This window comes from Mesorhizobium sp. M1365, from assembly GCF_040317865.1.
GTDB lineage: Bacteria > Pseudomonadota > Alphaproteobacteria > Rhizobiales > Rhizobiaceae > Mesorhizobium.
On the sequence record NZ_JAMYLG010000003.1, the window covers coordinates 72,820 to 97,097 of the forward strand.

23 protein-coding genes are annotated in these 24,278 nt (G+C 62.0%); 16 read left to right on the forward strand and 7 right to left on the reverse strand.

Annotated elements, in window-relative coordinates; genetic code table 11:
* Positions 1-46: 46 nt before the first annotated feature.
* Positions 47-214 (reverse strand): ABC transporter permease subunit, encoded by a 168-nt coding sequence (locus tag NKH04_RS04590; protein ID WP_352817974.1) that lies wholly within the window; start codon positions 212-214, stop codon positions 47-49.
* The gene (locus tag NKH04_RS04595; protein ID WP_352817977.1) at positions 211-849 is read right to left on the reverse strand and encodes an ABC transporter permease; all 639 of its coding nucleotides are present in this window, start codon (positions 847-849) and stop codon (positions 211-213) included. Before NKH04_RS04595 ends, NKH04_RS04590 begins: the two co-directional genes overlap by 4 nt.
* Positions 850-1,537: 688 nt before the next feature.
* Here NKH04_RS04595 and NKH04_RS04600 point away from each other — a divergent pair.
* The 8 genes from NKH04_RS04600 (at position 1,538) to NKH04_RS04635 (ending at position 9,606) form a co-directional block, all read left to right on the forward strand.
* Positions 1,538-1,852 (forward strand): helix-turn-helix domain-containing protein, encoded by a 315-nt coding sequence (locus tag NKH04_RS04600; RefSeq protein ID WP_023675522.1) that lies wholly within the window; start codon positions 1,538-1,540, stop codon positions 1,850-1,852.
* The gene (gene hyfB / locus NKH04_RS04605; RefSeq protein ID WP_353044051.1) at positions 1,852-3,870 is read left to right on the forward strand and encodes a hydrogenase 4 subunit B; all 2,019 of its coding nucleotides are present in this window, start codon (positions 1,852-1,854) and stop codon (positions 3,868-3,870) included. Before NKH04_RS04600 ends, hyfB begins: the two co-directional genes overlap by 1 nt.
* Entirely contained in the window at positions 3,861-4,817 is a 957-nt protein-coding gene (locus NKH04_RS04610; protein ID WP_023675520.1) for a respiratory chain complex I subunit 1 family protein, read from the forward strand. Before hyfB ends, NKH04_RS04610 begins: the two co-directional genes overlap by 10 nt.
* Positions 4,817-5,479, forward strand: coding sequence for a hydrogenase-4 component E (locus NKH04_RS04615; RefSeq protein WP_023675519.1), 663 nt, complete (start codon positions 4,817-4,819; stop codon positions 5,477-5,479). The genes NKH04_RS04610 and NKH04_RS04615 overlap by 1 nt, the downstream gene beginning before the upstream one ends.
* A complete protein-coding gene (locus tag NKH04_RS04620; RefSeq protein ID WP_352918156.1) occupies positions 5,476-6,927 on the forward strand; it encodes a hydrogenase 4 subunit F in 1,452 nt (483 codons plus the stop codon). Before NKH04_RS04615 ends, NKH04_RS04620 begins: the two co-directional genes overlap by 4 nt.
* 19 nt (positions 6,928-6,946) lie before the next feature.
* A complete protein-coding gene (locus NKH04_RS04625; RefSeq protein ID WP_352452926.1) occupies positions 6,947-8,464 on the forward strand; it encodes a hydrogenase large subunit in 1,518 nt (505 codons plus the stop codon).
* Between the two features lie 12 nt (positions 8,465-8,476).
* Positions 8,477-9,016, forward strand: coding sequence for an NADH-quinone oxidoreductase subunit B family protein (locus NKH04_RS04630; RefSeq protein ID WP_352767237.1), 540 nt, complete (start codon positions 8,477-8,479; stop codon positions 9,014-9,016).
* Between the two features lie 332 nt (positions 9,017-9,348).
* Positions 9,349-9,606, forward strand: coding sequence for a hypothetical protein (locus NKH04_RS04635; RefSeq protein WP_352817985.1), 258 nt, complete (start codon positions 9,349-9,351; stop codon positions 9,604-9,606).
* 174 nt (positions 9,607-9,780) lie between these two features.
* Here NKH04_RS04635 and NKH04_RS04640 read toward each other — a convergent pair whose 3' ends face one another.
* From NKH04_RS04640 to NKH04_RS04655, 4 genes are read right to left on the reverse strand one after another with little or no spacing between them, the layout of a single operon-like run.
* The gene (locus NKH04_RS04640) at positions 9,781-11,085 is read right to left on the reverse strand and encodes an NAD(P)/FAD-dependent oxidoreductase (RefSeq protein ID WP_352817988.1); all 1,305 of its coding nucleotides are present in this window, start codon (positions 11,083-11,085) and stop codon (positions 9,781-9,783) included.
* Positions 11,085-12,470: a glutamine synthetase family protein gene (locus tag NKH04_RS04645; protein WP_352817991.1), complete on the reverse strand. Its 1,386-nt coding sequence runs from the start codon at positions 12,468-12,470 to the stop codon at positions 11,085-11,087. Before NKH04_RS04645 ends, NKH04_RS04640 begins: the two co-directional genes overlap by 1 nt.
* On the reverse strand, positions 12,463-13,758 hold the full coding sequence (locus NKH04_RS04650) for a nucleotide disphospho-sugar-binding domain-containing protein (RefSeq protein ID WP_352818431.1): 1,296 nt from the start codon (positions 13,756-13,758) through the stop codon (positions 12,463-12,465). The genes NKH04_RS04645 and NKH04_RS04650 overlap by 8 nt, the downstream gene beginning before the upstream one ends.
* Positions 13,759-13,763: 5 nt before the next feature.
* Complete coding sequence (locus tag NKH04_RS04655) at positions 13,764-14,702, reverse strand: GntR family transcriptional regulator (RefSeq protein ID WP_352817994.1); 939 nt, start codon at positions 14,700-14,702, stop codon at positions 13,764-13,766.
* Between the two features lie 230 nt (positions 14,703-14,932).
* Here NKH04_RS04655 and NKH04_RS04660 point away from each other — a divergent pair, with 230 nt between their 5' ends.
* The 8 genes from NKH04_RS04660 (at position 14,933) to NKH04_RS04695 (ending at position 22,477) form a co-directional block, all read left to right on the forward strand.
* Positions 14,933-15,997: a polyamine ABC transporter substrate-binding protein gene (locus NKH04_RS04660; protein ID WP_352817998.1), complete on the forward strand. Its 1,065-nt coding sequence runs from the start codon at positions 14,933-14,935 to the stop codon at positions 15,995-15,997.
* A gap of 106 nt (positions 15,998-16,103) precedes the next feature.
* Positions 16,104-16,946, forward strand: coding sequence for an ABC transporter permease (locus NKH04_RS04665; RefSeq protein ID WP_352818434.1), 843 nt, complete (start codon positions 16,104-16,106; stop codon positions 16,944-16,946).
* Positions 16,939-17,733: an ABC transporter permease gene (locus NKH04_RS04670; RefSeq protein ID WP_352454154.1), complete on the forward strand. Its 795-nt coding sequence runs from the start codon at positions 16,939-16,941 to the stop codon at positions 17,731-17,733. The genes NKH04_RS04665 and NKH04_RS04670 overlap by 8 nt, the downstream gene beginning before the upstream one ends.
* Positions 17,730-18,803: an ABC transporter ATP-binding protein gene (locus NKH04_RS04675; RefSeq protein ID WP_352918159.1), complete on the forward strand. Its 1,074-nt coding sequence runs from the start codon at positions 17,730-17,732 to the stop codon at positions 18,801-18,803. Before NKH04_RS04670 ends, NKH04_RS04675 begins: the two co-directional genes overlap by 4 nt.
* 17 nt (positions 18,804-18,820) lie before the next feature.
* Complete coding sequence (locus tag NKH04_RS04680; RefSeq protein WP_352918161.1) at positions 18,821-20,095, forward strand: glycosyltransferase; 1,275 nt, start codon at positions 18,821-18,823, stop codon at positions 20,093-20,095.
* The gene (locus tag NKH04_RS04685) at positions 20,092-20,439 is read left to right on the forward strand and encodes a cupin domain-containing protein (RefSeq protein WP_352918163.1); all 348 of its coding nucleotides are present in this window, start codon (positions 20,092-20,094) and stop codon (positions 20,437-20,439) included. The genes NKH04_RS04680 and NKH04_RS04685 overlap by 4 nt, the downstream gene beginning before the upstream one ends.
* 23 nt (positions 20,440-20,462) lie before the next feature.
* The gene (locus NKH04_RS04690) at positions 20,463-20,807 is read left to right on the forward strand and encodes a cupin domain-containing protein (protein ID WP_352767554.1); all 345 of its coding nucleotides are present in this window, start codon (positions 20,463-20,465) and stop codon (positions 20,805-20,807) included.
* Positions 20,808-20,968: 161 nt separating this feature from the next.
* Entirely contained in the window at positions 20,969-22,477 is a 1,509-nt protein-coding gene (locus NKH04_RS04695; RefSeq protein ID WP_352968952.1) for an aldehyde dehydrogenase family protein, read from the forward strand.
* A 103-nt stretch (positions 22,478-22,580) separates the two neighbouring features.
* Here NKH04_RS04695 and NKH04_RS04700 read toward each other — a convergent pair whose 3' ends face one another.
* Positions 22,581-23,912 (reverse strand): PQQ-dependent sugar dehydrogenase, encoded by a 1,332-nt coding sequence (locus NKH04_RS04700; RefSeq protein WP_352918167.1) that lies wholly within the window; start codon positions 23,910-23,912, stop codon positions 22,581-22,583.
* Between the last annotated feature and the right edge of the window lie 366 nt (positions 23,913-24,278).

A 24,278-nucleotide genomic window follows, 5' to 3' on the forward strand; every position in this document is an offset into this window, starting at 1 on the left:
GTTTGATCGACAAACCCGTGGCCAGAAGCCGTCGGGACGGCCGGCGCTATCGATTCGAGCGGCCGAGCGCTGTGGACGCAATCAGCAAAACGATCGAGGCGGCGATCAGCACTGTGGCAGCAGCCGCGATGGTCGGCGTCAGCGTGTCGCGCGCGATGGTGAACATCTCGCGCGGCAAGGTGCGTTGTCCGGGACCGGCGAGGAACATCGTCACCACGACTTCGTCGAGCGAGGTGGCGAAGGCAACAGCGCGCCCGACGCGATGCCCGGCAGAATGACCGGAAGCGTGACTTTGCGGAAGGTGAGGAAGGGTGGCGCCCCCATGCTGGCGGCCGCCCAGAGCAGCCGCCTGTCGAGACCGGTGAGAACGGCCGAGACGGTCACCACGACGAAGGGAACGGCGAGCGAGGTATGGCCGAGGATGAGGCCGGGAAGGGTCGCGGTCAGGCCGACCATCGAGAAGACGAAATACATGCCGACGCCGACGATGACCACCGGCGCGATCATCGGCACCAGCAGCAAGGCGGAGATCGTGCGCCGACCTGGCAGATTAGGCGCCGCGAGGCCGAGCGCGGCCATGGTGCCTAGCGGCGTCGCCAAAAGTGTCGTCGAGACAGCCAGAACCAGGCTGTTGCGCAGGGCATCCATCCAGGTCTGCATCGAGAAGAACTCGCTGTACCATTTCAGCGACCAGCCGGTGATGGGAAAGGTGAAATCGCCGCTGCTCTTGAACGAGAACAGCACGATGATGATCAGCGGCGCCATGAGGAAAGCCAGCACCATCATGGCCGTCAGCCCGAGGCCGAAGCGGCCAAGCCGGCTGGTGGTGGTTGATCGCGGGGAGGACATCCGGGCCTCCTAGCGCAGACCGGCGCCGCTGCGGCTGAGCAGGGCGTTCTGGATGGCATAAAGCGAGAGCGTGACGACCAGCATTGTTCTTTGCTGGCGGCGTCGTCGGCGCTGTGGGTTTCAAGCATGTCGGCTTCGCGGCGACGTTGTTTCTCGCGGCCATTCTCCTCGTGCTGGCCTCCATGCCAGTCCTGGAGGACGTCTCCGTTCGCATGAGGCGGCTTTGGCAGTAGCGCTGCAGAGCTTTGCCGCATGCCAGATTTGGTAGCACATTCGCGAAGGCGCTGTTCCTGGATTTCGGCAGCTATCTGTTTTGGCCGATCCTGAAGCACGAACACGATGAGACCGGCCCAACGGCAAAAGCAAGCGAACTCAGCCATACCCACTCTTAACGTAGAGTGAGGTCGAAGAGATAGCCGACGCGCCCGCGGCGGCTCCAATCGAGTGGCCGGCCGAGATAAGGGCCCATTGCCAGCCCCATCACGCGCAAATCCAAGATGGCTGGCGACAAGACTGGCCGTGACGGGAATGGCCGCATGGCTTTGGTTCGAGGCAGGGCGTATCGCCCGGTTTTCTACAGCCTCAAGACAGATGCGTCACGCATCACTAATTGAATGCGCCGCATTTTAATATATGCTGCAAGACGTAGAGATAATATCTCAAAGCTGATCAAAAGGGGGATGCGACCGTGATAACTGCTCCACAGTTGCGTGCCGCGAGGGCGCTCCTTGGCATCGACCAGCGCAGGCTTGCCGAATTGTCCGGTCTTTCCGTGCCGACAATTCAACGCATGGAAGCCAGCGAGTCGATTATTAGGGGTAACGTCGATTCTCTCATGAAGCTGATCGGGGCACTTGACCTCGCCGGTGTGGAATTGATCGCTGAAGGCGCCTCCAGCCAAATCGGCGGGCGCGGCGTGCGACTGAAAGCGGATTTTGACCCCGCCAAAATCCTTGGCGGAGTCGATACGGATGCCAAACTCCCCGTGAGGAGCGTGGCGTGATTTCGGGGGCCGCGGTCCTCCTGTGGGGCGTCGCTGCGCTCCTGGGGACTGCGGTGCTTGCGATTGCGGAAAGCCGCAGATCCGACTCGGGAACACGCCTGATCTACGGCTTGACGCTAGGTATATCGGCGGCCGTGCTCATGGTTCTCGCGAGCCGCGTCGCCGACAATCCCGTCACCCCGTCGACTGTGGTGTTGCCTCTTGGATTGCCATGGATTGGCGCTCATTTCCGTTTGGACGCGCTGTCGACTTTCTTCCTCATCGTCGTCAACTTCGGCGGCTCCATGGCCAGTCTTTATGGCCTCGGCTACGGCAGGCATGAGTCTGCGCCGCATCAGGTGCTGCCGTTCTTCCCGGCTTTCCTAGCCGGAATGAACCTTGTCGTGGTGGCCGACGACGCCTTCACTTTCCTGCTTTCCTGGGAATTCATGTCGCTCGCCTCCTGGGCGCTCGTCATGGCGCACCATCGCAAGCAGGACAATGCGCGGGCGGGCTACATCTATCTCGTGATGGCGAGCTTCGGCACACTCGCGCTGCTGCTTGCGTTCGGCCTGCTCGCCGGATCCGATGGAACCTACACATTCGACGCGATGCGAGCCGGCGATCCCACCCCGTTCGCCGCTGCTTTCGTCCTGGTTCTCATGCTGCTGGGCGCCGGCTCCAAGGCCGGACTCGTCCCGCTGCACGTCTGGCTGCCACTCGCCCATCCGGCCGCGCCAAGCCACGTCTCGGCTCTCATGAGCGGCGTGATGACCAAGGTCGCAGTCTATGGCTTCATACGCGTTATTTTCGATCTGCTCGGTGAGCCGGCATGGTGGTCGGGCGTTGCCGTGCTTTTCCTTGGCGGCCTGACGGCGGTTCTCGGCATCCTCTACGCGCTGATGGAAAAGGACCTGAAGCGACTGCTTGCCTATAGCACCATTGAAAACATCGGCGTCATCTTCGTAAGCCTTGGTCTCGCGCTCGCTTTCAAGGCGAACGCCATGCCATCGGCTGCAGCGCTGGCGCTCACCGCCGCGCTGTTCCACGTCCTCAACCATTCCTTTTTCAAGAGCCTGCTGTTTTTCGGCGCGGGCGCCGTGCTGACGGCAACCGGAGAGCGGGATATGGAGAAGCTGGGCGGTCTCATCCACCGCATGCCCTTTACAAGTTTTGCCTTTCTCGTCGGTTGCGTCGCGATCTCGGCACTTCCACCCTTCAACGGCTTCGTCTCCGAATGGCTGGCCTTTCAGGCCATATTGCAGAGCCCCGATCTGTCACAATGGGGACTGAAGGTCATGGTGCCCGCCGTTGGCGGTCTGCTGGCGCTGTCAGCGGCACTGGCCGCGGCCTGCTTTGTGAAGGCGTTCGGGATTACATTCCTCGGCCGGCCACGCTCGGCCGCGGTGGAACTGGCGCATGAGGTCGACCGCTACTCGCTGGCGGCAATGTTCATTCTCGCTGCCCTTTGTCTCTTGGCCGGCATTCTGCCCGGTCTTGTGATAGACGGCCTCTCATCGGTGACACTGCCACTGATCGGCAGTCGGATGCCTGTGCAGATGGCCCAGCCCTGGCTGTCTATCGTGCCGATTGCAGCGAGCCGCAGTTCCTACAACGGCCTGTTGGTGTTCCTGTTCATCGCCTTTTCCGCATCCGCTGCGGCATATGTGATCCATCGCTTTGCATCACATGCACTCCGTCGGGGTCCCGCCTGGGGTTGTGGCTTCCCGGATGTGGTCCCGAGCTCGCAGTACACGGCCGTCAGCTTCGCGCAGCCTATCCGCCGCGTCTTCGGCACGTTCGTATTCCGTGCAAGGGAAACCGTCGAAATGCCGGCACCTGGCGAGACCGGTCCGGCTCGTCTGAATGTCGAAATGCATGATGTGATCTGGGAGACGCTGTACCTGCCTATCGGCCGGGCCCTCGACTTTGCGACCGACCACCTCAACCATCTGCAGTTCCTGACGATCAGGCGCTACCTGACCCTCGTCTTTCTCTTTCTCATTGTCCTGCTCCTGGTGCTCGCACTATGGCCGTGATTCTCGAGTTGGCCGTTCAAGGCGCGCAGATGGCGCTGGTGCTTTTGCTGGCGCCGCTCCTGACCGGATTCGTGCGCAAGGTGAAGGCACGGCTCTTGCGCCGCCAGGGTCCTTCCCTGATCCAACCTTACCGCGATCTCTTGCGGCTGATGCGCAAGGAAGTCGTTCTGGCGGACAACGCATCCTGGCTGTTTCGCGTGACGCCCTATCTGATCTTTGCCACCACCTGGGTCGGCGCGGCGCTCATCCCGACATTCGCCGCCGGCCTCACATTCAGTTGGACCGCCGATCTCATAGCCATTGTCGCACTGCTGGGAAGCGCCCGGTTCTTCCTGGCGCTGGCAGGCATGGACGTCGGCACGAGCTTCGGCGGCATCGGCTCGAGCCGCGAGGTGATGATCGCTTCGCTGGCCGAACCCGCCATGCTGCTCATCGTGTTCAGCCTGGCGCTCGTCGCGGGTGCTACGCAACTCTCAACGGTCGCCGCCTTCATGGGGTCACCGGAGGTTGGCTTGCGGGTGTCGCTCGGGATGTCGCTCATCGCCCTCGTGATGGTGGCGATCGCCGAAAACGCCCGCATACCCGTGGACAACCCATCGACCCATCTGGAACTCACCATGGTTCATGAGGCGATGGTGCTGGAATATTCCGGTCGCCATCTGGCGATGATCGAGTTTGCCGCCTTCCTCAAGCTTCTGCTCTATGTGTCGCTGATTTCCTGCGTCTTCCTACCTTGGGGCCTGGCGAGCGCCGGGGCAGGACTGGAATCCCTTGCTCCGGGTGTCGTCGCCTATGTCGGCAAGCTTGCCGTCTGTGGCGTTCTCCTCGCCGTGTTTGAGACTGCCATCGCCAAGATGCGCGTCTTCCGCGTCCCGGATTTCCTCGGGGCAGCGCTGATGCTGGCCCTGCTCGGCACGCTCCTGCTGTTCGTCTCACGGAGCCTCTGATGAACGGCCTCACCTTCGACATCGCTCACCTGCTCGCCGGCGGCCTGGTGCTGGTCAGTTTCATGATGCTGTATCAGGATCGCCTCTTTGCTCTGATCAACGTTTTTGCGCTTCATGCAATCGTGCTGGCCCTGTCCGTAGCTTGGCAGGCATACATTCAGGACGCGCATCATCTCTACGTCACGGCGGCGATCGCCCTCGTCTTCAAGGCGATCGTCATTCCTGTCGGGCTTCATCGCATCATTCAGCGGCTCGGCATCCATCGTGACGTCGAGACCGCCGTCGGCATCGGTACGACGATGCTTGCGGGGATAGGCCTGGTGACCCTGTCCATGGTCCTGATGCTGCGCGTCACTCCCGAGGCTGATCCCCTCGCCCGCGAGGACCTGGCTTTCGCGCTGTCCATCATTTTGCTGGGGCTGCTGGTGATGGTCACCCGCCGCAACGCCGTCAGCCAAGTTGTCGGATTCATGTCGCTCGAGAACGGTCTGGTCCTCGCCGCCACGGGGGCCAAGGGCATGCCTCTGGTCGTCGAGATCAGTGTCGCCTTCTCGATCCTTATCGCCTTCATCGTCATCGGAGTCTTCCTGTTCCGCATCCGCGAGAGGTTCGACTCGGTGGATGTCGGCGCGCTCGACGACTACAGGGGAGAACACCGTTGACCGCGTTTTCCCTCGATGCGGTGGCCGCCATTTTGCTGATACCGGTCTTCTCGGCCGCACTTCTGGCGGCGCTGCCGAAATACCGGATATCGGCGGGCGTCAATGTCGCTGCGAGCTTGCTGACCGTGCTCGCCGCACTGTCGCTTCTTGTCACCGACCGCCCGCAGCCTGGGCAGTATCTGCTCGTCGACGATCTCAATATCGTCTTCATCGTGCTCAACACATTCGTCGGCTTCACCACCAGCGTCTTCAGCGCTTCCTACATTGCCCACGAACTGGAGAGCGGGCGGCTGACAGTCCCGAACTTGCGGTTCTATCACGCAATGTACCAGGTCATGATGTTCGGCATGAACCTGGCGTTCGTGTCGAACAATATTGGCTTGATGTGGGTGGCGGTGGAGCTTGCCACGCTGACCACCGTGCTCATGGTCGGCATCTACCGCACGCACGAAGCGCTGGAGGCCGCCTGGAAATATTTCATTCTGGGCAGCGTCGGCATCGCGCTCGCACTGTTCGGCACCATCCTCGTCTACATGGCTGCACAGCCGGTTGTTGGCGAGGGGACGAATGCGATGGTCTGGACGGTGCTCATCGCTCACGCCGCGCGCTTCGATCCGGCTCTGCTCAATGTCGCCTTCATCTTTCTGCTGCTCGGCTACGGGACGAAGGTCGGCCTTGCGCCCTTACATGCCTGGCTGCCAGACGCGCATGCTGAGGGTCCAACGCCGATTTCGGCAGTGCTGTCGGGCTTGCTGTTAAACGTCGCACTCTATGCCGTGCTGCGCTTCAAGCTGTTGCTCGCGGCAAGCCCGGAAGCGATCGCACCTGGGTCATTGATGATCACGATGGGACTGACGTCGCTTGTCTTCGCGGCCTTCATGCTCTACCGCCGCCGCGACATCAAACGCCTGTTCGCGTACTCCTCGATCGAGCACATGGGCATCATCGTGTTCGCCTTCGGCATAGGAGGCCCGCTCGCCAATTTTGCCGGGCTGCTGCACATGGTCATGCACAGCCTGACCAAGTCGGCGATCTTTTTCACGGTCGGCCACATTGCCCAGGTCAAGGGGACACAGAACATCGCCGAAATCCGGGGACTGACGGAAACACATCCTGCCCTTGGCTGGGCGCTCGTCATCGGCGTCGTTGCCATTGCCGGCCTCCCTCCGCTCGGTATCTTCATGAGCGAATTCCTGGTCGTGAGTTCGACATTTGCAAGACACCCTCTTTTGGCGATGCCGTTGGTTTTCGGGATTCTGCTCGCTTTCGGCGCCCTGCTGCTTCGACTGACCGGCGTCGCTTTCGGCGAACCGCGCGGCAGCACTGCACCCGCCGAGGCGTCCTACATTCCGATGTATTCCCACTTGGCGTTGGTGTTTGCCGCCGGCATCTATCTGCCGCCACCGCTGGTCACATGGTTCCAGCACGTCGCAAGTATCCTGGGGTGAGCAGAGGAGAGAAAAGAGCATGCCTGCGCTGATCGACCTCATCCTTGCTGGCCAACGTGTCGAAAATCATTTCCCGTGGTCGCGCGCCGTGGTGACTCCGAAAAAATGGGGCTTTGCCGTCGAGCAACTGGCCGAGGGCCACTGGAGCTTGCTCGGCCTATGGGGTGAGCCAGGCGCCGTCCACATGGCACTTCTCGATGAAAGCGCCGGGGACATCGGCGTTGTCAGCCTGGAATGCCCCAGTGGCCGCTACCCATCGGTCGGCCGGCTGCATCCGCCCGCATTGCGGCTCGAACGTGCGGCTGCTGACCTGTTCGGGCTCCTGCCACAAGGCGCGCCTGATACGAGACGGTGGCTTGATCATGGCCATTGGGGTGTCAGCTATCCGTTGAGTACCCGCGTCCGGACGTCTGCTGCGACTGCCTTCCCGTACAGTTTCCTGCCTGCCGAGGGGGAGAGCCTGCATCAGATCCCGGTCGGGCCCGTGCATGCCGGCATCATCGAGCCGGGCCATTTCCGGTTCACGGCAAGCGGTGAAACGGTCGTCCGGCTGGAGCAGCGCCTCGGATACGCGCACAAGGGTATAGAAGGCCTGATGGCGGGGTCCGATATCGACCGTGCAGCCAAATTGGCGGGCAGAACCTCTGGCGACAGTACCGTGGCATACTCCCTCGCTTTTGCCCGCGCGGTCGAGGCGGCGCTGGGTGTCCAGGTTCCCCCACGCGCGGTCTGGCTGCGAGCGCTCATGGCCGAGTTGGAGCGCCTGGCCAATCATCTGGGCGACATAGGCGCTATCTGCAATGATGCCGCCTTCGCGCTTATGCATGCCCACTGTGGGGTGCTGCGTGAGCGCGTATTGCGGGCAAGCGATGCTGCCTTCGGTCATCGTTTGATGCGCGACTGCATCGTGCCCGGAGGCGTGGCAAGCTTCCTGAGCGATGAGGGCACGACAGCGCTCAGGTCCCTGATCGCAGAGATCAGGCAGCGGTTTCCCGCGCTGGTCGAGCTCTACGACAACACGGCATCGCTGCAGGATCGGACTGTCGCAACTGGCCGGCTGAAGGTGGAACTCGCTCGTCAATATCGCGCCGGAGGCTACGTTGGCCGGGCCTCCGGTCGGGACTTCGATGCCCGACGCAATCTCGCTTATCCACCCTATGGCGAACTCGCCTTCGATGTACCTCTCCTCCAAGAAGGCGATGTGAACGCCCGTGTATGGATTCGTATCCACGAGGTCGAACAGAGCCTGTCTCTGATCGAACAAGTCCTGCGACAACTGCCAGACGGACCGATCCGTGTCGATTTCGCGCAGACAAACCGATCGCATGAAGGCATGGCGCTCGTCGAAGGTTTCCGCGGCGACATTCTGGCCTGGCTGCGCATTGGCAAGGGCGGCTTGGTCGAGCGCTGTCACCTCCGTGATCCGTCATGGTTTCAATGGCCGCTCCTTGAAGCGGCGATCGAAGGAAACATCGTTGCCGACTTTCCGCTGTGCAACAAATCGTTCAACTGCTCTTATTCGGGCCATGATCTCTGAAGGCACGCTGTCATGCGCAAGCTTCTTTTTGAAAGCCTGATACGCCCCCCTCTCACCGAGCGTCCGCCGTTGGCAAGCAGCACGGCAGTCGACGAACTCGCACGCGCGCTCGATGGGGCTGCTCACAAACGATTGGGGCGAAGCCTGTCGATCCGGGCGGTCGATGCCGGTTCCTGCAATGGCTGCGAACTTGAGATGCACGCGCTGAACAACGCCTTCTATGACATCGAGCGTTTTGGGATCCGGTTCGTCGCATCGCCGCGCCATGCTGATGTACTGCTCGTCACCGGGCCGGTCACAAAAAACATGCGCGAGGCATTGAAGCTGACCTATGACGCAACCCCCAACCCAAAATGGGTGGTCGCACTGGGAGATTGCGCAGGCAATGGCGGCTGTTTCTCCGGCAGCTATGCGGTGGTGCGCGGAGTGTCCGAGGCCTTGCCTGTCGATCTGCACATTCCAGGTTGTCCGCCGCCGCCAATCGAAATTCTGAAAGGCCTGCTCGCCTTGCTTGACGGCGTGAATTCCAAGACTGGTGCTGCCCGAAGGTGACTATGTAGAGGCTTTGCCAAGGTTGGCCTTGTCGCTGCATAGATCCAACCGATGCGTAGCCGTGAGTTTAAGGGCATCAGCCAACCTCTGTCCCAAAATTGGAAGGCGCTCGGCGGCGAGAACGGCTAGAACGCCTGCTTTTTCGCCGGCAGCCCAGCGCTTTCGATCGAAGGGGACCGTTCCCTAGTCCGAAATGGTTACTTGCGCTGCAGCTAATGTAGTTACAATCTTGTGCAGTCGGAAGCTGCATGGGCCGGCCAGGCGCGAATACCGCCTTCGCCGGCGTCTCAAGGCAGTCGACCACATTTTTGCGGTGCTCTAAGGGGGAAACAATGAGATTGACGATTGTTTGCGCGGCAATTGTGATTGCCGTATCCACCGCCGCCGTTGCGCACGAGAAAAAGAGGGTGGTCAGTACACCAGTAACGTCGTGCTGTGCCGACCTGTCGGGCAGCACGATCAAGAAAAACAGGGAAACAAAATTGGATTGCAGTTCAACCGGAACTGTCTCCAGCCCGATTTCGAAAGACAAATCGGAGCCGCGCCTGGGCTATGAAACGGTTAATCCTGCAATCATATCGATCTATTAGCTGAGGAAATAACAGGCAGGTCTATCGGCGCTCAGGCTTCGGGAGCAGGGCACGAACCGACTCGCGGCCATGGCCTGCGGACCATATTCAAGCATCGATCAAGTCGGACGCCGCCGCGAAATCAGCCGTTAATCGCTTGGTGGCGGCGCTCGGCCTCATTGCGCATGCCTGCGCTCAATGTTTGATGCGGTCACGCATTGCGTACCAAAGCATGCCGAGCACATAGAGCGGGCCGCGCAGCGCCGTGCCGCCGGGGAACGGCAGCGGGCTTAGGGTCGAAAACAGATCGAGCCGCGAAGCATCACCGGTGATCGCCTCAGCGAGCAGCTTGCCCGACAGCGTCGACAGGATCACCCCCTTGCCCGAATAGCCATGCGCAAAATAGACGTCGCCATAGCGACCGACATGCGGCAGGCGCGATGTCGTCACCGAGACCAGCCCGCCCCAGGCGTGATCGATGCGGCGGCCGCGCAATTGCGCAAAGGTCTTTTCCATGTGCGGCCGCACGAAGCCGGCAATGTCGGCGGGCGGCGACGGCGTATAGCGCTCGCCGCCGCCGAACAGCAGGCGTCCATCCGCCGACAGCCGGTAGTAATTGACGACGAAGCGCGTGTCGGAGACGGCCACATTGCTTGGGATGACGTCGCTCGCGTCGCCCAGCGGCTCGGTGGCGATGATGTAGTTGCCGACCGGCATAATGCGACTGTTGACGCGCGGCTCAAGCCCGTGGAGCAGCGCATCGCCGGCCAGTACGACATGCCTGGCCCGGACCGAGCCTTTGGCCGTCGAAACCCGGGGGGAAGCTTCCCGCTCCAGCCGCAGCGCCACCGAATTCTCGTGGATGGTGACGCCCGCCGCAGCCGCGGCGCGAGCAAGACCGAGCGTGTAGTTCAGCGGATGCATATGGCCACCGAGCTTCTCGTACATCGCGCCGTGATAAGGTGTGTTCACCATTCCGCGCGCCTGCGCTGCCGACAGCATCTCGACATCATGAAAGTTCATCACCGTAGAAAGGCACTCGGCTTCTTCTTCGAGGTCGCGCAGGTCGGAACCGTTGACCGCACCGGCCAGATGGCCGGTGAGCCTGAGGTCGCAATCGATGGCATGGCGCTCGATCAGACCGAGCACGAGGGCCCGCGCCTCGAAGGCGAGATCGAACAGTGCCCTCCCCCGTTCCGGCCCATATAGCTTGACCAGCCCCTTGGCACCCTTGCGCAGGCCGGGGATCATCTGGCCGCCATTGCGCCCCGACGCCCCCCAGCCGATCTTGCCGCCTTCGAGCAGCACTACCTTCAGGCCGCGTTCGGCTGCATGAAAGGCTGCGGAGAGGCCGGTACAACCGCCGCCGACCACCACCAGATCGGCGTCGACGTCGCCCTGCAGCGCCGGATGGTCCGGAGCCGGATTGGCCGTCGCGACATAGTAGGATTTGCCGATATCCAGGCCGGAGTTGAAGCCCCCAGAATTGAAGCCCATCATCACACCTTGAGCAGCAGATGGTCGCGTTCCCAAGAGGTGACGACGCTCTGGAACAGGTCGAGCTCAACGCTCTTGACGCGCAAATAGGTCTGGAAGAAATCCTCGCCGAGCACCGCCCGAACCGGATCGCACGCAGCGAAGCGGTCGAGCGCCTCTTCCATGGTTTTGGGCAGCGTGCTCCTGCTGCGATAGGCATTGCCCGACGCTTCCGTCGAACGAGCGATCTTCTCCTCGACGCCGAGATAACCGCAAAGCAGCGAGCCGGCTATCGCCAGATAGGGATTGGCATCGGCGCCGGGCAGCCGATTTTCCACGCGCCGCGCGGTGGGCCCGCCTGCCGGCACACGCAGGCCGCAGGAGCGGTTGTCGTGCGACCACTCGATGTTGGCGGGTGCACTGTGGTTCGGCCGGATGCGGCGGAACGAATTCACGTTCGGCGCAAACAGCGGCATCACCTCGGGAATGTATTTCTGCAGGCCGCCGATGAAATGCCCGAACATCTCGGTGTCGGCGCCGTCGCGCCCGGCAAACAGCGTGTTGCCGGCCTCGTCGACGACAGACATGTGGAGATGCATTGAGCTGCCGGCTTGTGCGGCTATCGGTTTGGCCATGAAGGTCGCCTGCATGCCACCTTCCTGCGCGGCCTGGCGCGTCATTCGCTTGAACAGCAACACCTTGTCTGCCAGCGGCAGCGCGTCGCCATGCAGGAAATTGATCTCCAGTTGGGCCGTGCCCGATTCATGGATGAGCGTGTCGAGCGGCAGTCCGGCTGCCGCAGCATAGTCATAGAGGCGCCGGATCACCGGCTCGAATTGCTCCAGTGCCGCCATGTCGTAGGGATGCTGCACGCTTTCGGAGCGGCCATTGCGCCCGACCGGCGCCGTCACCGGCCTATCGGGATCGGGATTGGGCGCGGTGAGATAAAATTCAAGCTCCGGCGCCACCACCGCCCGCCAGCGGCGCTGGCGATATAGATCGAGCACGGCCCGCAACACGTGCCGCGGCGAAGCCATCCACGGCCGGTCGTCCATGTGGAACGCATCGGCGAAGACATAGGCCTTGCCTGGCCCGCCACCGGGCGCCAGACAGAGTGTTGCGACATCCGGCACCATCCGCATGTCGGGGTCCTGGTAGGCGAACCCCTCGTCGACGGAACCGGAATAGCGGCCGTCGATGCTGACCAGGAACGCGCTGCTCGGCAGATAGAGTGCTCGGTCCTCGATCGCCTTGAGGAACTTGGCCGCTGGCAGGGCCTTGCCGCGCAGCACGCTGTTCATGTCGGGCACCAGGCACTCGACCTCGCTGACAGCGTGAGCGGCCAACCAGTCTTTCGGGTCGTTGGTGCCGTTCATGGTCGAGGCATCCGTTGTTGTGGTGTCAAGCATCAGGTCGGGTCCTTGCGAGAGCGAGAATGGCTTCGGCAGCCACGTCCGTTCCGGGTGTCAGCGCCATATGCACTGCATTCTCCCGGAGGCGTGCGCGCATTGCAGCATCGGCCATCAGGCCGAGAATGCTTCGCGCCAATTCGTCTTCCGTCCAGCCATCGCGGCTGATGTGGCGCCCGACGCCGGTTTCCTCGGCACGTTGCGCATTGTCATGCCCGTCCCAGCAATAGGGCATGACCAGCGACGGCACACCGAAACGCAGTGCTTCGCAAAAGCTGTTGTTGCCGCCATGATGAATGAAGAGGTCGCATTTCGCCACGACCGAAGGCTGTGGAAACCAGGCATCGAGATAGACATTGTCCGGAACGGCGCGATAGCTGTCGCGCAGACCTCCGGCATTGACAATGAAGCGGGCCGGCAGCCTGTCGAAAACGGCGAGCATCCGCTGGATCAGGCCGACATCCATGGCGCCAAGACTACCGAAACTGACATAAACCAGCGGTCCGCCATCGCGCGGAAAAACCGGCACGTCGAACGGCCCTTCCGAGCGAACGCAGCCTTCGAGATAGACGAAGCTGGCAGGGTCGAGCGGCTCGGCGCGCTGCCTTCGCACAATCGTTGGGGTCAGCAGCAGATTGAGGGCGGGCGAAGGTTCCAGAAAAAGACCCGTCGGCAAGGGCGCAAGACCGGCGTCGGTCCGAAGCCGATTGAAGCGGTCATGGGCCGGAGCGACCGCTGCCAGGTAGCGCGCCTCGAACGCCGCGCGGCTCGGGTCGTCGGCGGCGAGACCGGACAGATAGGGTGGCACATTGGCATCGGGAAGCTCGGTTTCGGCGCAGGAGACGACGCGCACCCACGGGCAGCCGGCTGTCGCCAATGCCGGGAACATGACGACGTTGTCGAGCACCACGGCGTCCGGCTTCAGCCGCGCCAGCAATTGGCGCAGCGGCGCCTCGGCGTTGACCGCAGTGTCTACGATTGCTTGCCAGGTCGGGGCAACGTAGGTTTCGAGCTGATCGATGGGGCTCAGCCTGAAATGCGGCAGATGACGGCGCACGAAGGCCTGCCAGTAGCTCTGGCGTTCGCTGTCGGTCAACGGATCGTCAGTCGGCAACTGGTATTCCTGAAACCCATAGTCGGCGAACACGCCAGAAAAGCCGGCATGGCAGATGAACACCGGACGGGCGCCACGAGCGCGCAGGGCCTGCGCTATGCCAACGCAATTCAGCGCAGCGCCGAAGCTCGCTTCCGGAAACAGTGCGATGGTCGGGCTGCCTTTGCGCATGATCCTCGTTATTCCGGCCGGCTGATCATGCCGAACAGCGCGGGCGCCCCGCGACTAGCCGCCTGCGGTCGCTGGCTGCGTGAAAGCCGCAGATGGACCCGAAGCAGATCGGCTGCAACCTCGTACTGCTGGCTCTCCAGATGGTCGAGTATGGTCAGATGCTCGCGCAATGATTGCTTCAGCCGGAAGACATTGACGCCGGCATACGTTCCCGGCAGCCGGCGCAGCCTGAGATGATCGGCCAACGCCTCGGCGACGAAGCGGTTGGCGGAGCCACCGGCGATCATCCCGTGAAAATCGATGTCCAGCCGTTGGAACTCTCTGGAATCGAATGCCGCGTCGGGCAGAGCCAGCAGCATTTCCATGCCCTGTCGCAAGGCTGCCGCGCGCGTCCCATCCAGCCGGAATCCAGGCGCCAGAAGGGCGGCGGGTTCCAGCAACAGCCGGAATTCATAGCTCTCCCCTTGTGCGCCAAGATCGTCCGGCGCTCTCCTGAAAAGCCAGGACTGCCCCGGCGCGCGGTCCAGAAGATTTTCCTCGGCCAGTTTCTTCAGCGATTTTAGTACCGTCCTGCGCTCGGCATTATACCGTCGCATCAGCGCGCCGACGGTGACCGTCTGGTCCAGCCGGCGCGCCGAGCGGTCTCGCAGGATCATGTCGGCAAGTTCATCCTCCTCGGCGCTCGGCAGGTCGGCGGCGACGGTCGCCTGGCTCGTGAGGTCTACCGCCAAGCGATAGCCGGACTCAGCCTCCCATCGAACCACGCCTTTTTCAGTGAGCAGACGCAGCGCGGCCCGCACCGGAGTTCGGGATACGTTGCAGAGCGAAGCGATCTGCTGCTCCGGGAGATGAGCGCCGGGTTCAAAGCCGCGTTTCCGGGCCACATCGAGAATGCGCTGTGCAAGGTCGAGATGGTTGGTACGGGGACGTCGAGCTGCAACTTGCATGGCAATTCTCGTGAAGGATTTGGCGGCTGAGATTTGGCCGATTGCCCTTGCGGATGCGATCGGCCGGGATTCACCGTAGTTTGACAAATTATGGATTGACGTACTTTTTTCTGCAATAGTACTGTGAGATCAATCGGCAATAAAAGACCGGGGAACAGGATCAAAGCGGCTACGGCTGCAGGCGCTGGTCCGACGACTAGTTCGATGATCAACCAGAATGGGAGTCTGTCATGACCACCACCCACCTGCGGCACCGTCCGTTAAGGAAGTCCTTGATCGCACTTGGCCTTGGCCTGGCGCTGTCAGCGCCGGCGGCTGCCTCCGACCTCGTTATCTCCAACTGGGACGGCTACATGGCGCCGGATGCCATGAAAGCTTTCAAGGCGGCGACCGGTGTCTCCGGTGAAGTCGTGGTTCACGCCACTAACGAGGAGATCATGGGCAAGCTCGTCGCGTCCGGCGGCAAGGGCTATGACGTGGTCTTCGTCTCCTCGCCCTTCGCCGAAGTGCTGAACAAGCTCGGCCTGATCGAGGCGATCGACCATGCCAAGATCCCTAACCTCGCTAATCTCTATCCCGAGGCGGCGAAGCTGCCGCACGACGCCGGCAACAATTTTTCCGTGCCCTACACTTGGGGCACCACCGGCCTTTGCTACCGTTCGGATCTGGTGAAGGCGGAGCCGGTCAGCTGGAACGACCTTCTCGCCCCGTCCGATGCGCTCAAGGGCAAGACGACGATGCTGGCGACCGACCGCTGGCTGCTTGCCGCCGGCCAACTCGCCAAGGGCTATTCGGTGAACGAGACCGATCCGGCAAAGCTCGGCGAAGTCAAGGACTTGCTGATCTCGGCCAAGAAGACCTTGCTGGCCTATGACGACACGACCTTTTATTCAAAGCTGGTCTCGGGCGAGGCGCTGATGGTTCAGGCCTGGGATGGCTGGTGCAATTACGGGATCGCCGAGAATCCACAAATTAAATACACCATACCGAAAGAAGGCTCGGATCTCTGGGTCGATACGATGGTCGTGATGAAGGCATCGGCCAACAAGGACGCCGCCTTCCAGTTCATCAACTTCATGCTGGACGCCAAGAACCACGCCTGGGCGGCCCAGAACATCGACTACAAGGTACCGAACAAGCCGGCCATGGAAAGCCTGCCGGCGGATTTTCTCGCCAAATTTCCCAATATGAGCATGCCGGTGGCAGCGTTGGTCAAGTTCGAGCAGTTGCGCGATGTCGGCGATGCCCAACGCGACTACTCGAAGATCGTCAGCGAAATCAAGGCCGCGCAATAACCGACATCAAAATCAGAAATCCCGGTCGACGGCGGGGTTTTCGCCGCCGACCGTTGAATGCGGTACCGCAATCTTGTCCCAAACAAGACTTCGCTCATTCTTGCTGATGACGCCGGCGCTGGCCTGGCTCACCGCCTTGATGGTCGTGCCATGCGCGCTGGTGCTGGCGCTCGCCTTCTTTCGGCGCGGCATCTATGGCGGCATCGATTACACTTTCACGCTGGAGAATTTCGGGCTGGTGTTCGACCCGCTCTATGCCGGCATCTTCCTCAATTCGGCGCGCATTGCCGGCACGGCAACCCTGGTCGCGGTGGTGATCGGTTATGCGGCCGCCTATGCGATCGCGGCAGCACCCCGGCAACGGCAGCCGGTGTTTCTGTTCTTTGCCGTCTTGCCCTTCTGGTCCAACTACCTGATCCGTACCTATGCCTGGATCGTGCTGCTCAACCGCGAAGGGCTGATCACACAACTGCTGCGCTGGTTCGGCTACACCGGCGAGCCGCCGTCGATGCTTTATACCGAAGGCGCCGTCATCGCCGGTCTGGTCTACAACTATCTGCCCTTCGTCATCCTGGCCTGCTACGCGCCGCTGTCGCGGCTCAATCCGGAGCTCGCAGAGGCCTCGCGCGACCTCGGCGCGTCGGCCGTGACCACATTTCGCCGGGTCATCCTGCCAGTGACCGTGCCGGGTATCGCCGCCGGTGCTGTTTTCGTCTTCGTGCTGTCGATCGGCAATTTCGTGACCCCTGCTCTGCTCGGCGGTGGGCGCTTCCAGATGATCGGCAATGTCGTCTACGAGCAGTTCCTGACCGCCAATGACTGGCCCTTCGGTGCGGCACTGGCAATGGTGCTGATCGCCATCATGCTGCTGGTGCTGACGGCGCAGGCCCTGGCTGCTGATCGCGCCTCGGGCCGTACCGCCGAAGCGAGAGGAGGCGCCGATGGCTGAGCGCTCCCTCGCCACGAGGCGCGCGCTCTGGCTCGTGCTTTCACTGGTCCTGGCCTTCCTCTACATCCCGATCGCCGTGCTGGTGGCGCTGTCGTTCAACCAAGGCGGGCTGCCGACCGTCTGGTCGGGCTTTTCGCTGAAATGGTATGTCTCGCTAATCGGAAACGCCGCAATCCTTTCTGCCGCGCTCAACACATTGATCGTGGCGCTTGTCTCGACCGCCATCGCCACGCTGCTCGGCACGCTGCTGGCGATCGGCGTCGAAATACGCCGGCAATACGGCAAAGGTCTCGAGGCGCTGATCTTTGCGCCGATGATCATTCCCGACATCGTGCTGGCGATCGCGCTGCTCAGCTTCTTCTCGATGCTTGATCTCACCTTGGGCCTGCACACCATCATCCTGGCCCATGTCGTCTTCAATCTCGCCTTCGTCTGCTCCGTGGTGCGCGCGCGGCTGAAAAGCTTCGACTGGTCGATCGTCGAGGCCTCTGCCGATCTCGGTGCTTCCGCGCTCACGACATTTCGGCGGGTGACGTTGCCGGTGATCCTGCCTGCCGTCGTCGCCGGCGCGCTGCTCGCCTTCACCCTTTCGGTCGACGAATTCATCATCGCCTTCTTCACCGCCGGCGCCGGCCGCGCCTCGACCACGCTGCCGATGCAGATCTATTCGATGATTCGCTTCGGCATCACGCCGGAGATCAATGCCTTGGCGACTATCGTCATGGCGGTCTCAATCACCGCGCTGACCCTGTCGCAGCGGCTCAACCGTGGGGTGATCGGCCAATGAACGAGCCCCGCACGCTGCTGGCGATCGACAACGTGTCGAAGAAGTTCGGCCGGGTGACGGCGGTCGACGGCATTTCGCTGGATATCCGCGAGAACGAATTCTTCGCCTTGCTTGGACCTTCGGGCTGCGGCAAGACAACGCTGCTGCGCATGCTGGCCGGCTTTGAGACGCCCAATGACGGGCGCATCCTGCTCGACGGCCGCGACATCGCCAGGACCCCGCCCAATAAGCGGCCGGTCAATCTGATGTTCCAGTCCTATGCGCTGTTTCCGCATATGAGCGTCAGGGCCAATGTTTCCTACGGCCTCGAAATGGAACGCTTGCCTGCAAAGGAAATCCGCTCCCGTGTCGACGCCATTTTGGCGACGACCGAACTCGTTGCCTTCGCCGACCGCAAGCCGGAGCAATTGTCCGGCGGGCAGAAACAGCGCGTCGCGCTTGCCCGAGCGCTGGTCAAGCGACCACGGCTGCTTCTGCTCGACGAACCGCTTGGCGCGCTCGACAAGAAGCTGCGCGGGGCCATGCAACTGGAGCTGAAGCGGCTGCAGCACGAGGTCGGCATCACCTTCGTCATCGTCACCCATGATCAGGAGGAATCGCTCGTCATGGCCGACCGCATGGCAGTGCTCAGGGACGGCAAGTTGCTGCAATGCGATACACCCCATGCGGTCTACGAGCATCCGGGGGACCGTTTCGTCGCCGACTTCATCGGCGTCATGAATTTCGTACCGGGCAAAGCCGCCGGCGATGGCGTGCTGGCAAGCAACGGCATGCGGATCGCCGGCGATGTTCCCGCAACAATTTCGCCCGGCGCTGCGGCGGTAGCTTCAGTGCGGCCCGAACGCATCCGGCTGTTCCCGTCGGCAGAAACGGCCAACCGTATCTTCGGCGCGGTCGAGGCGCTGGCCTATCAGGGACTCGATCTGCAGCTGCACGTCCGCACCGCCCTGTCGCCAAAGCCGTTCCTGGTGCGCGTCACCGCCGACGCCGCCGACCGCCGCCCGGTCTCGTCGGGCGATACAGTCGAGCTCGGCTGGGATGCGGCTGACGTCAGAATTTTCGCAGATTGATCGAAGGAGAACCTCTCATGGCGCAGAAGACGATCGCGTTCTTTCCGGAGGCCGCCTATGGCCCCGCGCTCAATTCCGTCGGCATAGCCCAGGCGATCGAGGCGCGCGGCCACAGAGCGGTGTTCCTGTCGGACCCCGGTTTCGTCGACGTCTACAAGGGCTACGGCTTCGAGGCTCATCCGGTGAACCTGTCCGAGCCGATGCCGCCGGAACAGATGGCCAAGTTCTGGGAAGACTTCATCAACGGCCACATCCCGAACTTCCGCAAATCGCCCTACGACCAGGTCGACAATTACGTGAAGGATTGCTGGACGGCGATCGTCGACAGCGCCAAATGGGCTGAGAAGGATCTGCCTGGCGTGCTTGCGACGATCAAGCCTGATGTCATCTGCGTCGACAATGTCATCCTGTTCCCGGCAATCAAGCAGTATGGCAAGCCCTGGGTGCGCGTCATCTCCTGCTCGGAAAACGAGATCGAGGACGAGGACATCCCGCCACATCTGTCCGGCTGCGGCGAGAACGACGACGCCTGCCATCGGCGTTACCGCGACCATTTCAACGCCGTCATCAAGCCGATCCATGACGACTTCAATGCGTTTTTGAAAGCGAACAACGAAGCGCCGTATCCGATCGGCCAGTTCTTCGAGGCCTCGCCGTACCTCAATCTGCTGCTCTATCCCGAGGCGGCGAAGTTCAAGCGCCGCTATCCGCTCGACCCGGCAAAATTCCAATATCTGGAAGGCTGCGTGCGGCAGGAGAAGCCCTACACCGTGCCGGTTTTTGCGAAGAATAATGACGGGCCGCTGCTCTATGTTTCCTTCGGCAGCCTTGGCGCCGGCGATGTCGATCTGCTGAAGCGCATCGTCGCAACGTTGGGCAAGACGCGCTACCGGGCGCTGGTCAATGTCGGCGGCTACAAGGAGCAGTACGCGCAAGTGCCCGAAAACGTCATCGTCGAGAGCTGGTTCCCGCAGCCCTCGGTCATCCCGCAGGTCGATGCGGTGATCCATCATGGCGGCAACAACTCGTTCACCGAGTGCCTGTATTTCGGCAAGCCGGCGATCATCATGCCCTACGTCTGGGACGGCCACGACAATGCGACGCGGGTCGAGGAAACCGGCCACGGCTTCGGCATGCCGCGCTACGACTGGAGCGACGCCGAGCTCATCGCCAGGATCGAAACCTGCCTGACCGACCCGGCAATCAGGGCCAAGCTGGCCAAGACGTCGGCCCAGATGCAGTCGCAGAACGGCCCGGAGAAAGCGGCTGCTTTGCTGGAGAAATTGCTGTGATCTCTGCCCCACACCTCCACCAAGCCTCGACCCGCACCGACCTCGTCGACTGGGGCACCCAGCCCGACGCGCTGGAAGACGCTTCGCACTCCACCGGCAGGCTGGTGCACAAAGGGCCGAACAACCAGCCGGAATCCGGCATCTGGGTCTGCACGCCCGGTCGCTGGCGGCTGGCGATTCCGCGCGACGAATTGTGCCATTTCGTTGCCGGCCGTGCGACCTACAGATCGGACGACGGCGAGGTGATCGAGGTATCCGCCGCCACGGTTGTCATGTTCCCGGCCGGTTGGACCGGCGAATGCACCGTCCACGAGACCATCCGCAACGTTTACATGCTGGCCTAAAGCCGGCCACTGGAGCTCCCGACATGCCGACACCGATCATGAAATCGCCGCTCGCCCTCACCGACCTGGTCGACTGGGGCGTCATCCCCACCCTGATCGACGGCGAATCCCGCAGTTCCGGCAAGCTGCTGCACAAGGGGCCGGAGGGCCGCTCCGAATGCGGACTGTGGGTCTGCACGCCGGGCAAATGGCACTGCCACGTCACCCGCGATGAGTTCTGCCATTTCCTCGAGGGACGCTGCACCTATGTCCACGAATCCGGCGAGGTGATCGAGATCGAACCGGACACCGCAGCGTTCTTTCCGCAGGACTGGAAAGGCGTCTGCACCGTCCACGAGACCATCAAGAAAGTCTACATGATCCGCTGAACCTTCTCGATAATTCTACCCTACCGGACACCTGACGCCGTTTTCTCCGCTTCCGATGCTCATGGACTTTAATCTCCGCTCCGCTTCGGTTCTCGAAAACCACGCCGCCTGTCTCGGCAGGGTGAATTCTCAAAAAGGTTCCGTGCACACGGGAGGACAGAATGGACTTTTCACCTGACCGGCCGACCTTCTTCGTCAATCCGGATTATCGGCCAATGACCGGTGCGGCAAAACCGGTGATCGATCCGGCGACGCTCGAAACCGTCGGCGCGATCACCGCAGCCAGCGACGGCGAGATCGACGCCGTGCTCACCGCAGCGACCAAGGCGCAAACGGCCTGGAAAAAGCTCGACGCCAAGAGCCGTGCCCGGCATCTGCACGCCGTCGCCAACGCCATCGAGGCGGCCGACTTCACGCACTGCGCCGAGCTGATGGTGCGCGAGATGGGCAAACCCTATCCGGAGGCGATCGGCGAGATCGCCAATTGCGCGCCGATCTTCCGCTATTACGCCGAAATGGCGCGTGACGACGCCGGCAAGATCGCCGGCACGACGCAGGCCGGTTCGTTCCAGTATGCCCGCTACGAGCCCTACGGCACGTCGGTGCACATCATGCCTTACAATTTTCCGATCCTGTTGATGTGCTGGACCGTCGCCGCCTCGCTTGCCGCCGGCAATGCCTGCGTGATCAAGCCCGCCGAAGCGACAACATTGTCGACGCTGGATTACATGACCGTGTTCCGCTCCCTGCCGAAGGGCCTGGTTTCCTGCATGCCAGGCGGAGCAGCAACGGCGCAGGCGCTGATCGCCTCGGACCGCACGCATGCGGTTGCTTTCACCGGTTCGGTCGCCGCCGGCAAGGCTGTCGCCGTCGCATGTGCAGAGCGCATGAAGCCTTGCGTTATCGAGGCCGGCGGCAGCGATCCCCTGATCATCAGCCAACACGCCCCACTGGACGTGGCGGCTGCCGGCAGCGTCACGGCTGCCTTCCATCTCACTGGCCAGGTCTGCACTTCGGCCGAACGGTTCTTCGTGGTTGATGCCGTTCACGACCGCTTCGTCGATCTGTTTGCCGAGAAAACGCGCGCGCTGCGTATCGGCAACGGCCTCGACAAAACCGAGATCGGACCGCTGGTCAGCGAGGCCGCGCGTGCGAAGGTCATCCGGCTGGTCGACGATGCGATCCGCAGCGGTGCCAAAGCGGTCACCGGCGGACGCATTCCGCCGGCACATAATGTAGGCTGGTTCTACGAGCCGACCATCCTGACCGGCATCACCGCCGATATGGCAATCGTGCGCGAAGAGTGTTTCGGGCCGGTCGCCGCAATCTGCCGGGTCAAGGATTTCAACCAGGCGATAGAGCTTGCCAACGACAGCCCCTTCGGTCTCGGCGCCTCGGTCTTCACCACCGATCTAGCCGAAGCGCATGAGGCCGCGGAGCGGCTCGAGGCCGGCATGGTCTGGGTCAACAATCCGCTGATAGACAATGACGCGTTGCCGTTCGGGGGCTGGAAGGCTTCGGGCCTCGGCCGCGAGCTCGGCCGCCAGGGTCTGGATGCATTCCGCCGCTCGAAGATGGTCATCATCGACCACAGACCGGAGATTCAGGGCTGGTGGTATCCCTATCCCGACAGCTGGTTCCGCGAGGCAGGCGGGCGCAAGCATGTTTGACACGACTATCTTCGGGCGTGCTGCTAGCTAAGTGTTTAGGATATCCGCCTCCGGGAATGTAGCCGAAGGCTGGTGAGATCGGAATCAGAAAGGCCACCTGCGCTCAACGGCCATTCGCCCGGCGGACCCGCCAGATGACATTACCGACGTCGTCGGCGACGAGCAGTGCGCCAGTCTGATCGATAGCGACGCCGACCGGCCTGCCCATCGCCTCGTCATTACGCCCGATGAAGCCAGTGAGCACATCTTCCGGAGGACCGCTCGGTTTGCCACCATGGAACGGCACGAAGATGACCTTGTAACCGCTGCGCACACTCCTGTTCCACGAGCCGTGCTGGCCGACGAAGGCGCCGTTGCCGTAGGCCGGACCGAGTTGCGCGCCTTTGGAGAAGGTCAGTCCGAGCGAGGCCGTATGAGAGCCCAGGGCGTAATCGGGCTTGATCGCTGCCGCCACGAGATCGGGGCGCTGCGGCTTGACGCGTTCGTCGACGTTCTGTCCGTAGTAGCTGTAGGGCCAACCGTAGAAAGCGCCGTCACGAACCGAGGTCATATAATCCGGCACAAGGTCGTCGCCGATCTCGTCACGCTCGTTCACAGCGACCCAAAGCTGGCCAGTCTCAGGATTCCAGGAGAGCCCGTTCGGGTTGCGCAGGCCCGAGGCGAAGACCCGAGTGCGGCGGGTAGACCGATCCACTTCAAGGACAGCGGCGCGGTTCTTCTCCGCGGCTATGCCGTTTTCTCCAACGTTGCTGTTGGACCCAACGGTGACATAGAGCTTGCGTCCATCCGGAGTTGCGATCACGTCCTTGGTCCAATGATGGTTGAGGTCCCCGGCCGGCAAGTCGATGATCTTTTCCGGCGACGTGCTGACTCGGGTCTGGCCATTGGAGTAGGGGAAAGCGACGAGCGCGTCGGTATTCGCGACAAAGAGTTTGCCTTTGGACAGCGTCATGCCGAAGGGCGAATTGAGGCCTTCCGCGAACGTCGTGCGCACATCCGCAATGCCGTCGCCATCGGTGTCGCGCAGGAGCGTGATGCGGTTGGCGCTTTTGGTCGCGGCGCCAGCCCGCTTCATAGCCAGGTCCATGAAGACCTTTCTAAGACTGAAGCCTTCATCATGCTTGGCAGGGGCATTGGTTTCAGCAACCAGCACGTCGCCGTTCGGAAGCACATGTAGCCAGCGCGGATGGTCGAGGCCGATGGCGAAGGCGTTCACCGTCAGCCCCTTCGCCAGGGTCGGCATACCTTCTTTCTGCCAGCCTTTCGCCTCGGCGATGTTAACAGTCGGGATCAGCGTCGGTCTTGGTTTCGGTAAAGTGGGGTTGGGGCCATAGCCGGTTATTGCCCCGGTTTTTTGCGCCGGAATGCCAGCGCAGCTTGCCATGACGGTGCCCAACACCGCTACGAGTACGCTTCCTCGGAAGCCGGCATGCATCGGACGTCCTCCGCATGGATCTGTGTCGCGCTCTTTGTGTAAACGGAAGTCAGTGGCTTATTCTTCCAATTGCTTCGAAACAGCGGCGCTCGTGATCCTAGGAACCAGGAATTCGCGACAGATCTGCTCTCGGTAGAAATATGGCGCGAGAAGATTGTGGCAACCGCGCGAATATCTGTCGCGCGATATGAATCTCACATTCGTGTCGCGCGAAATCGATACGGCTTGCGCTTTTCGGTATCGAGTTGCTCATGGGCCAACATGCGTTCGAATGGAAGGAGACCGTGAACGGCGGGACCCACAATGACCCACCGATTGCGCCAGCTGGTGAAACAGCTGTTGTTGCTGCTTAGCAAGACGCTGCCA

What these genes read in the sequence shown, in the direction of transcription:
- NKH04_RS04595 (WP_352817977.1), bottom strand. Translation starts at nt 849, where the DNA reads ATGTCCTCCCCGCGATCAACCACCACCAGCCGGCTTGGCCGCTTCGGC.
- NKH04_RS04610 (WP_023675520.1), top strand. Translation starts at nt 3,861, where the DNA reads ATGGCCGTGATTCTCGAGTTGGCCGTTCAAGGCGCGCAGATGGCGCTG.
- NKH04_RS04615 (WP_023675519.1), top strand. Translation starts at nt 4,817, where the DNA reads ATGAACGGCCTCACCTTCGACATCGCTCACCTGCTCGCCGGCGGCCTG.
- NKH04_RS04625 (WP_352452926.1), top strand. Translation starts at nt 6,947, where the DNA reads ATGCCTGCGCTGATCGACCTCATCCTTGCTGGCCAACGTGTCGAAAAT.
- NKH04_RS04630 (WP_352767237.1), top strand. Translation starts at nt 8,477, where the DNA reads ATGCGCAAGCTTCTTTTTGAAAGCCTGATACGCCCCCCTCTCACCGAG.
- NKH04_RS04635 (WP_352817985.1), top strand. Translation starts at nt 9,349, where the DNA reads ATGAGATTGACGATTGTTTGCGCGGCAATTGTGATTGCCGTATCCACC.
- NKH04_RS04640 (WP_352817988.1), bottom strand. Translation starts at nt 11,085, where the DNA reads ATGATGGGCTTCAATTCTGGGGGCTTCAACTCCGGCCTGGATATCGGC.
- NKH04_RS04645 (WP_352817991.1), bottom strand. Translation starts at nt 12,470, where the DNA reads ATGCTTGACACCACAACAACGGATGCCTCGACCATGAACGGCACCAAC.
- NKH04_RS04655 (WP_352817994.1), bottom strand. Translation starts at nt 14,702, where the DNA reads ATGCAAGTTGCAGCTCGACGTCCCCGTACCAACCATCTCGACCTTGCA.
- NKH04_RS04660 (WP_352817998.1), top strand. Translation starts at nt 14,933, where the DNA reads ATGACCACCACCCACCTGCGGCACCGTCCGTTAAGGAAGTCCTTGATC.
- NKH04_RS04665 (WP_352818434.1), top strand. Translation starts at nt 16,104, where the DNA reads ATGACGCCGGCGCTGGCCTGGCTCACCGCCTTGATGGTCGTGCCATGC.
- NKH04_RS04670 (WP_352454154.1), top strand. Translation starts at nt 16,939, where the DNA reads ATGGCTGAGCGCTCCCTCGCCACGAGGCGCGCGCTCTGGCTCGTGCTT.
- NKH04_RS04675 (WP_352918159.1), top strand. Translation starts at nt 17,730, where the DNA reads ATGAACGAGCCCCGCACGCTGCTGGCGATCGACAACGTGTCGAAGAAG.
- NKH04_RS04680 (WP_352918161.1), top strand. Translation starts at nt 18,821, where the DNA reads ATGGCGCAGAAGACGATCGCGTTCTTTCCGGAGGCCGCCTATGGCCCC.
- NKH04_RS04690 (WP_352767554.1), top strand. Translation starts at nt 20,463, where the DNA reads ATGCCGACACCGATCATGAAATCGCCGCTCGCCCTCACCGACCTGGTC.
- NKH04_RS04695 (WP_352968952.1), top strand. Translation starts at nt 20,969, where the DNA reads ATGGACTTTTCACCTGACCGGCCGACCTTCTTCGTCAATCCGGATTAT.
- NKH04_RS04700 (WP_352918167.1), bottom strand. Translation starts at nt 23,912, where the DNA reads ATGCATGCCGGCTTCCGAGGAAGCGTACTCGTAGCGGTGTTGGGCACC.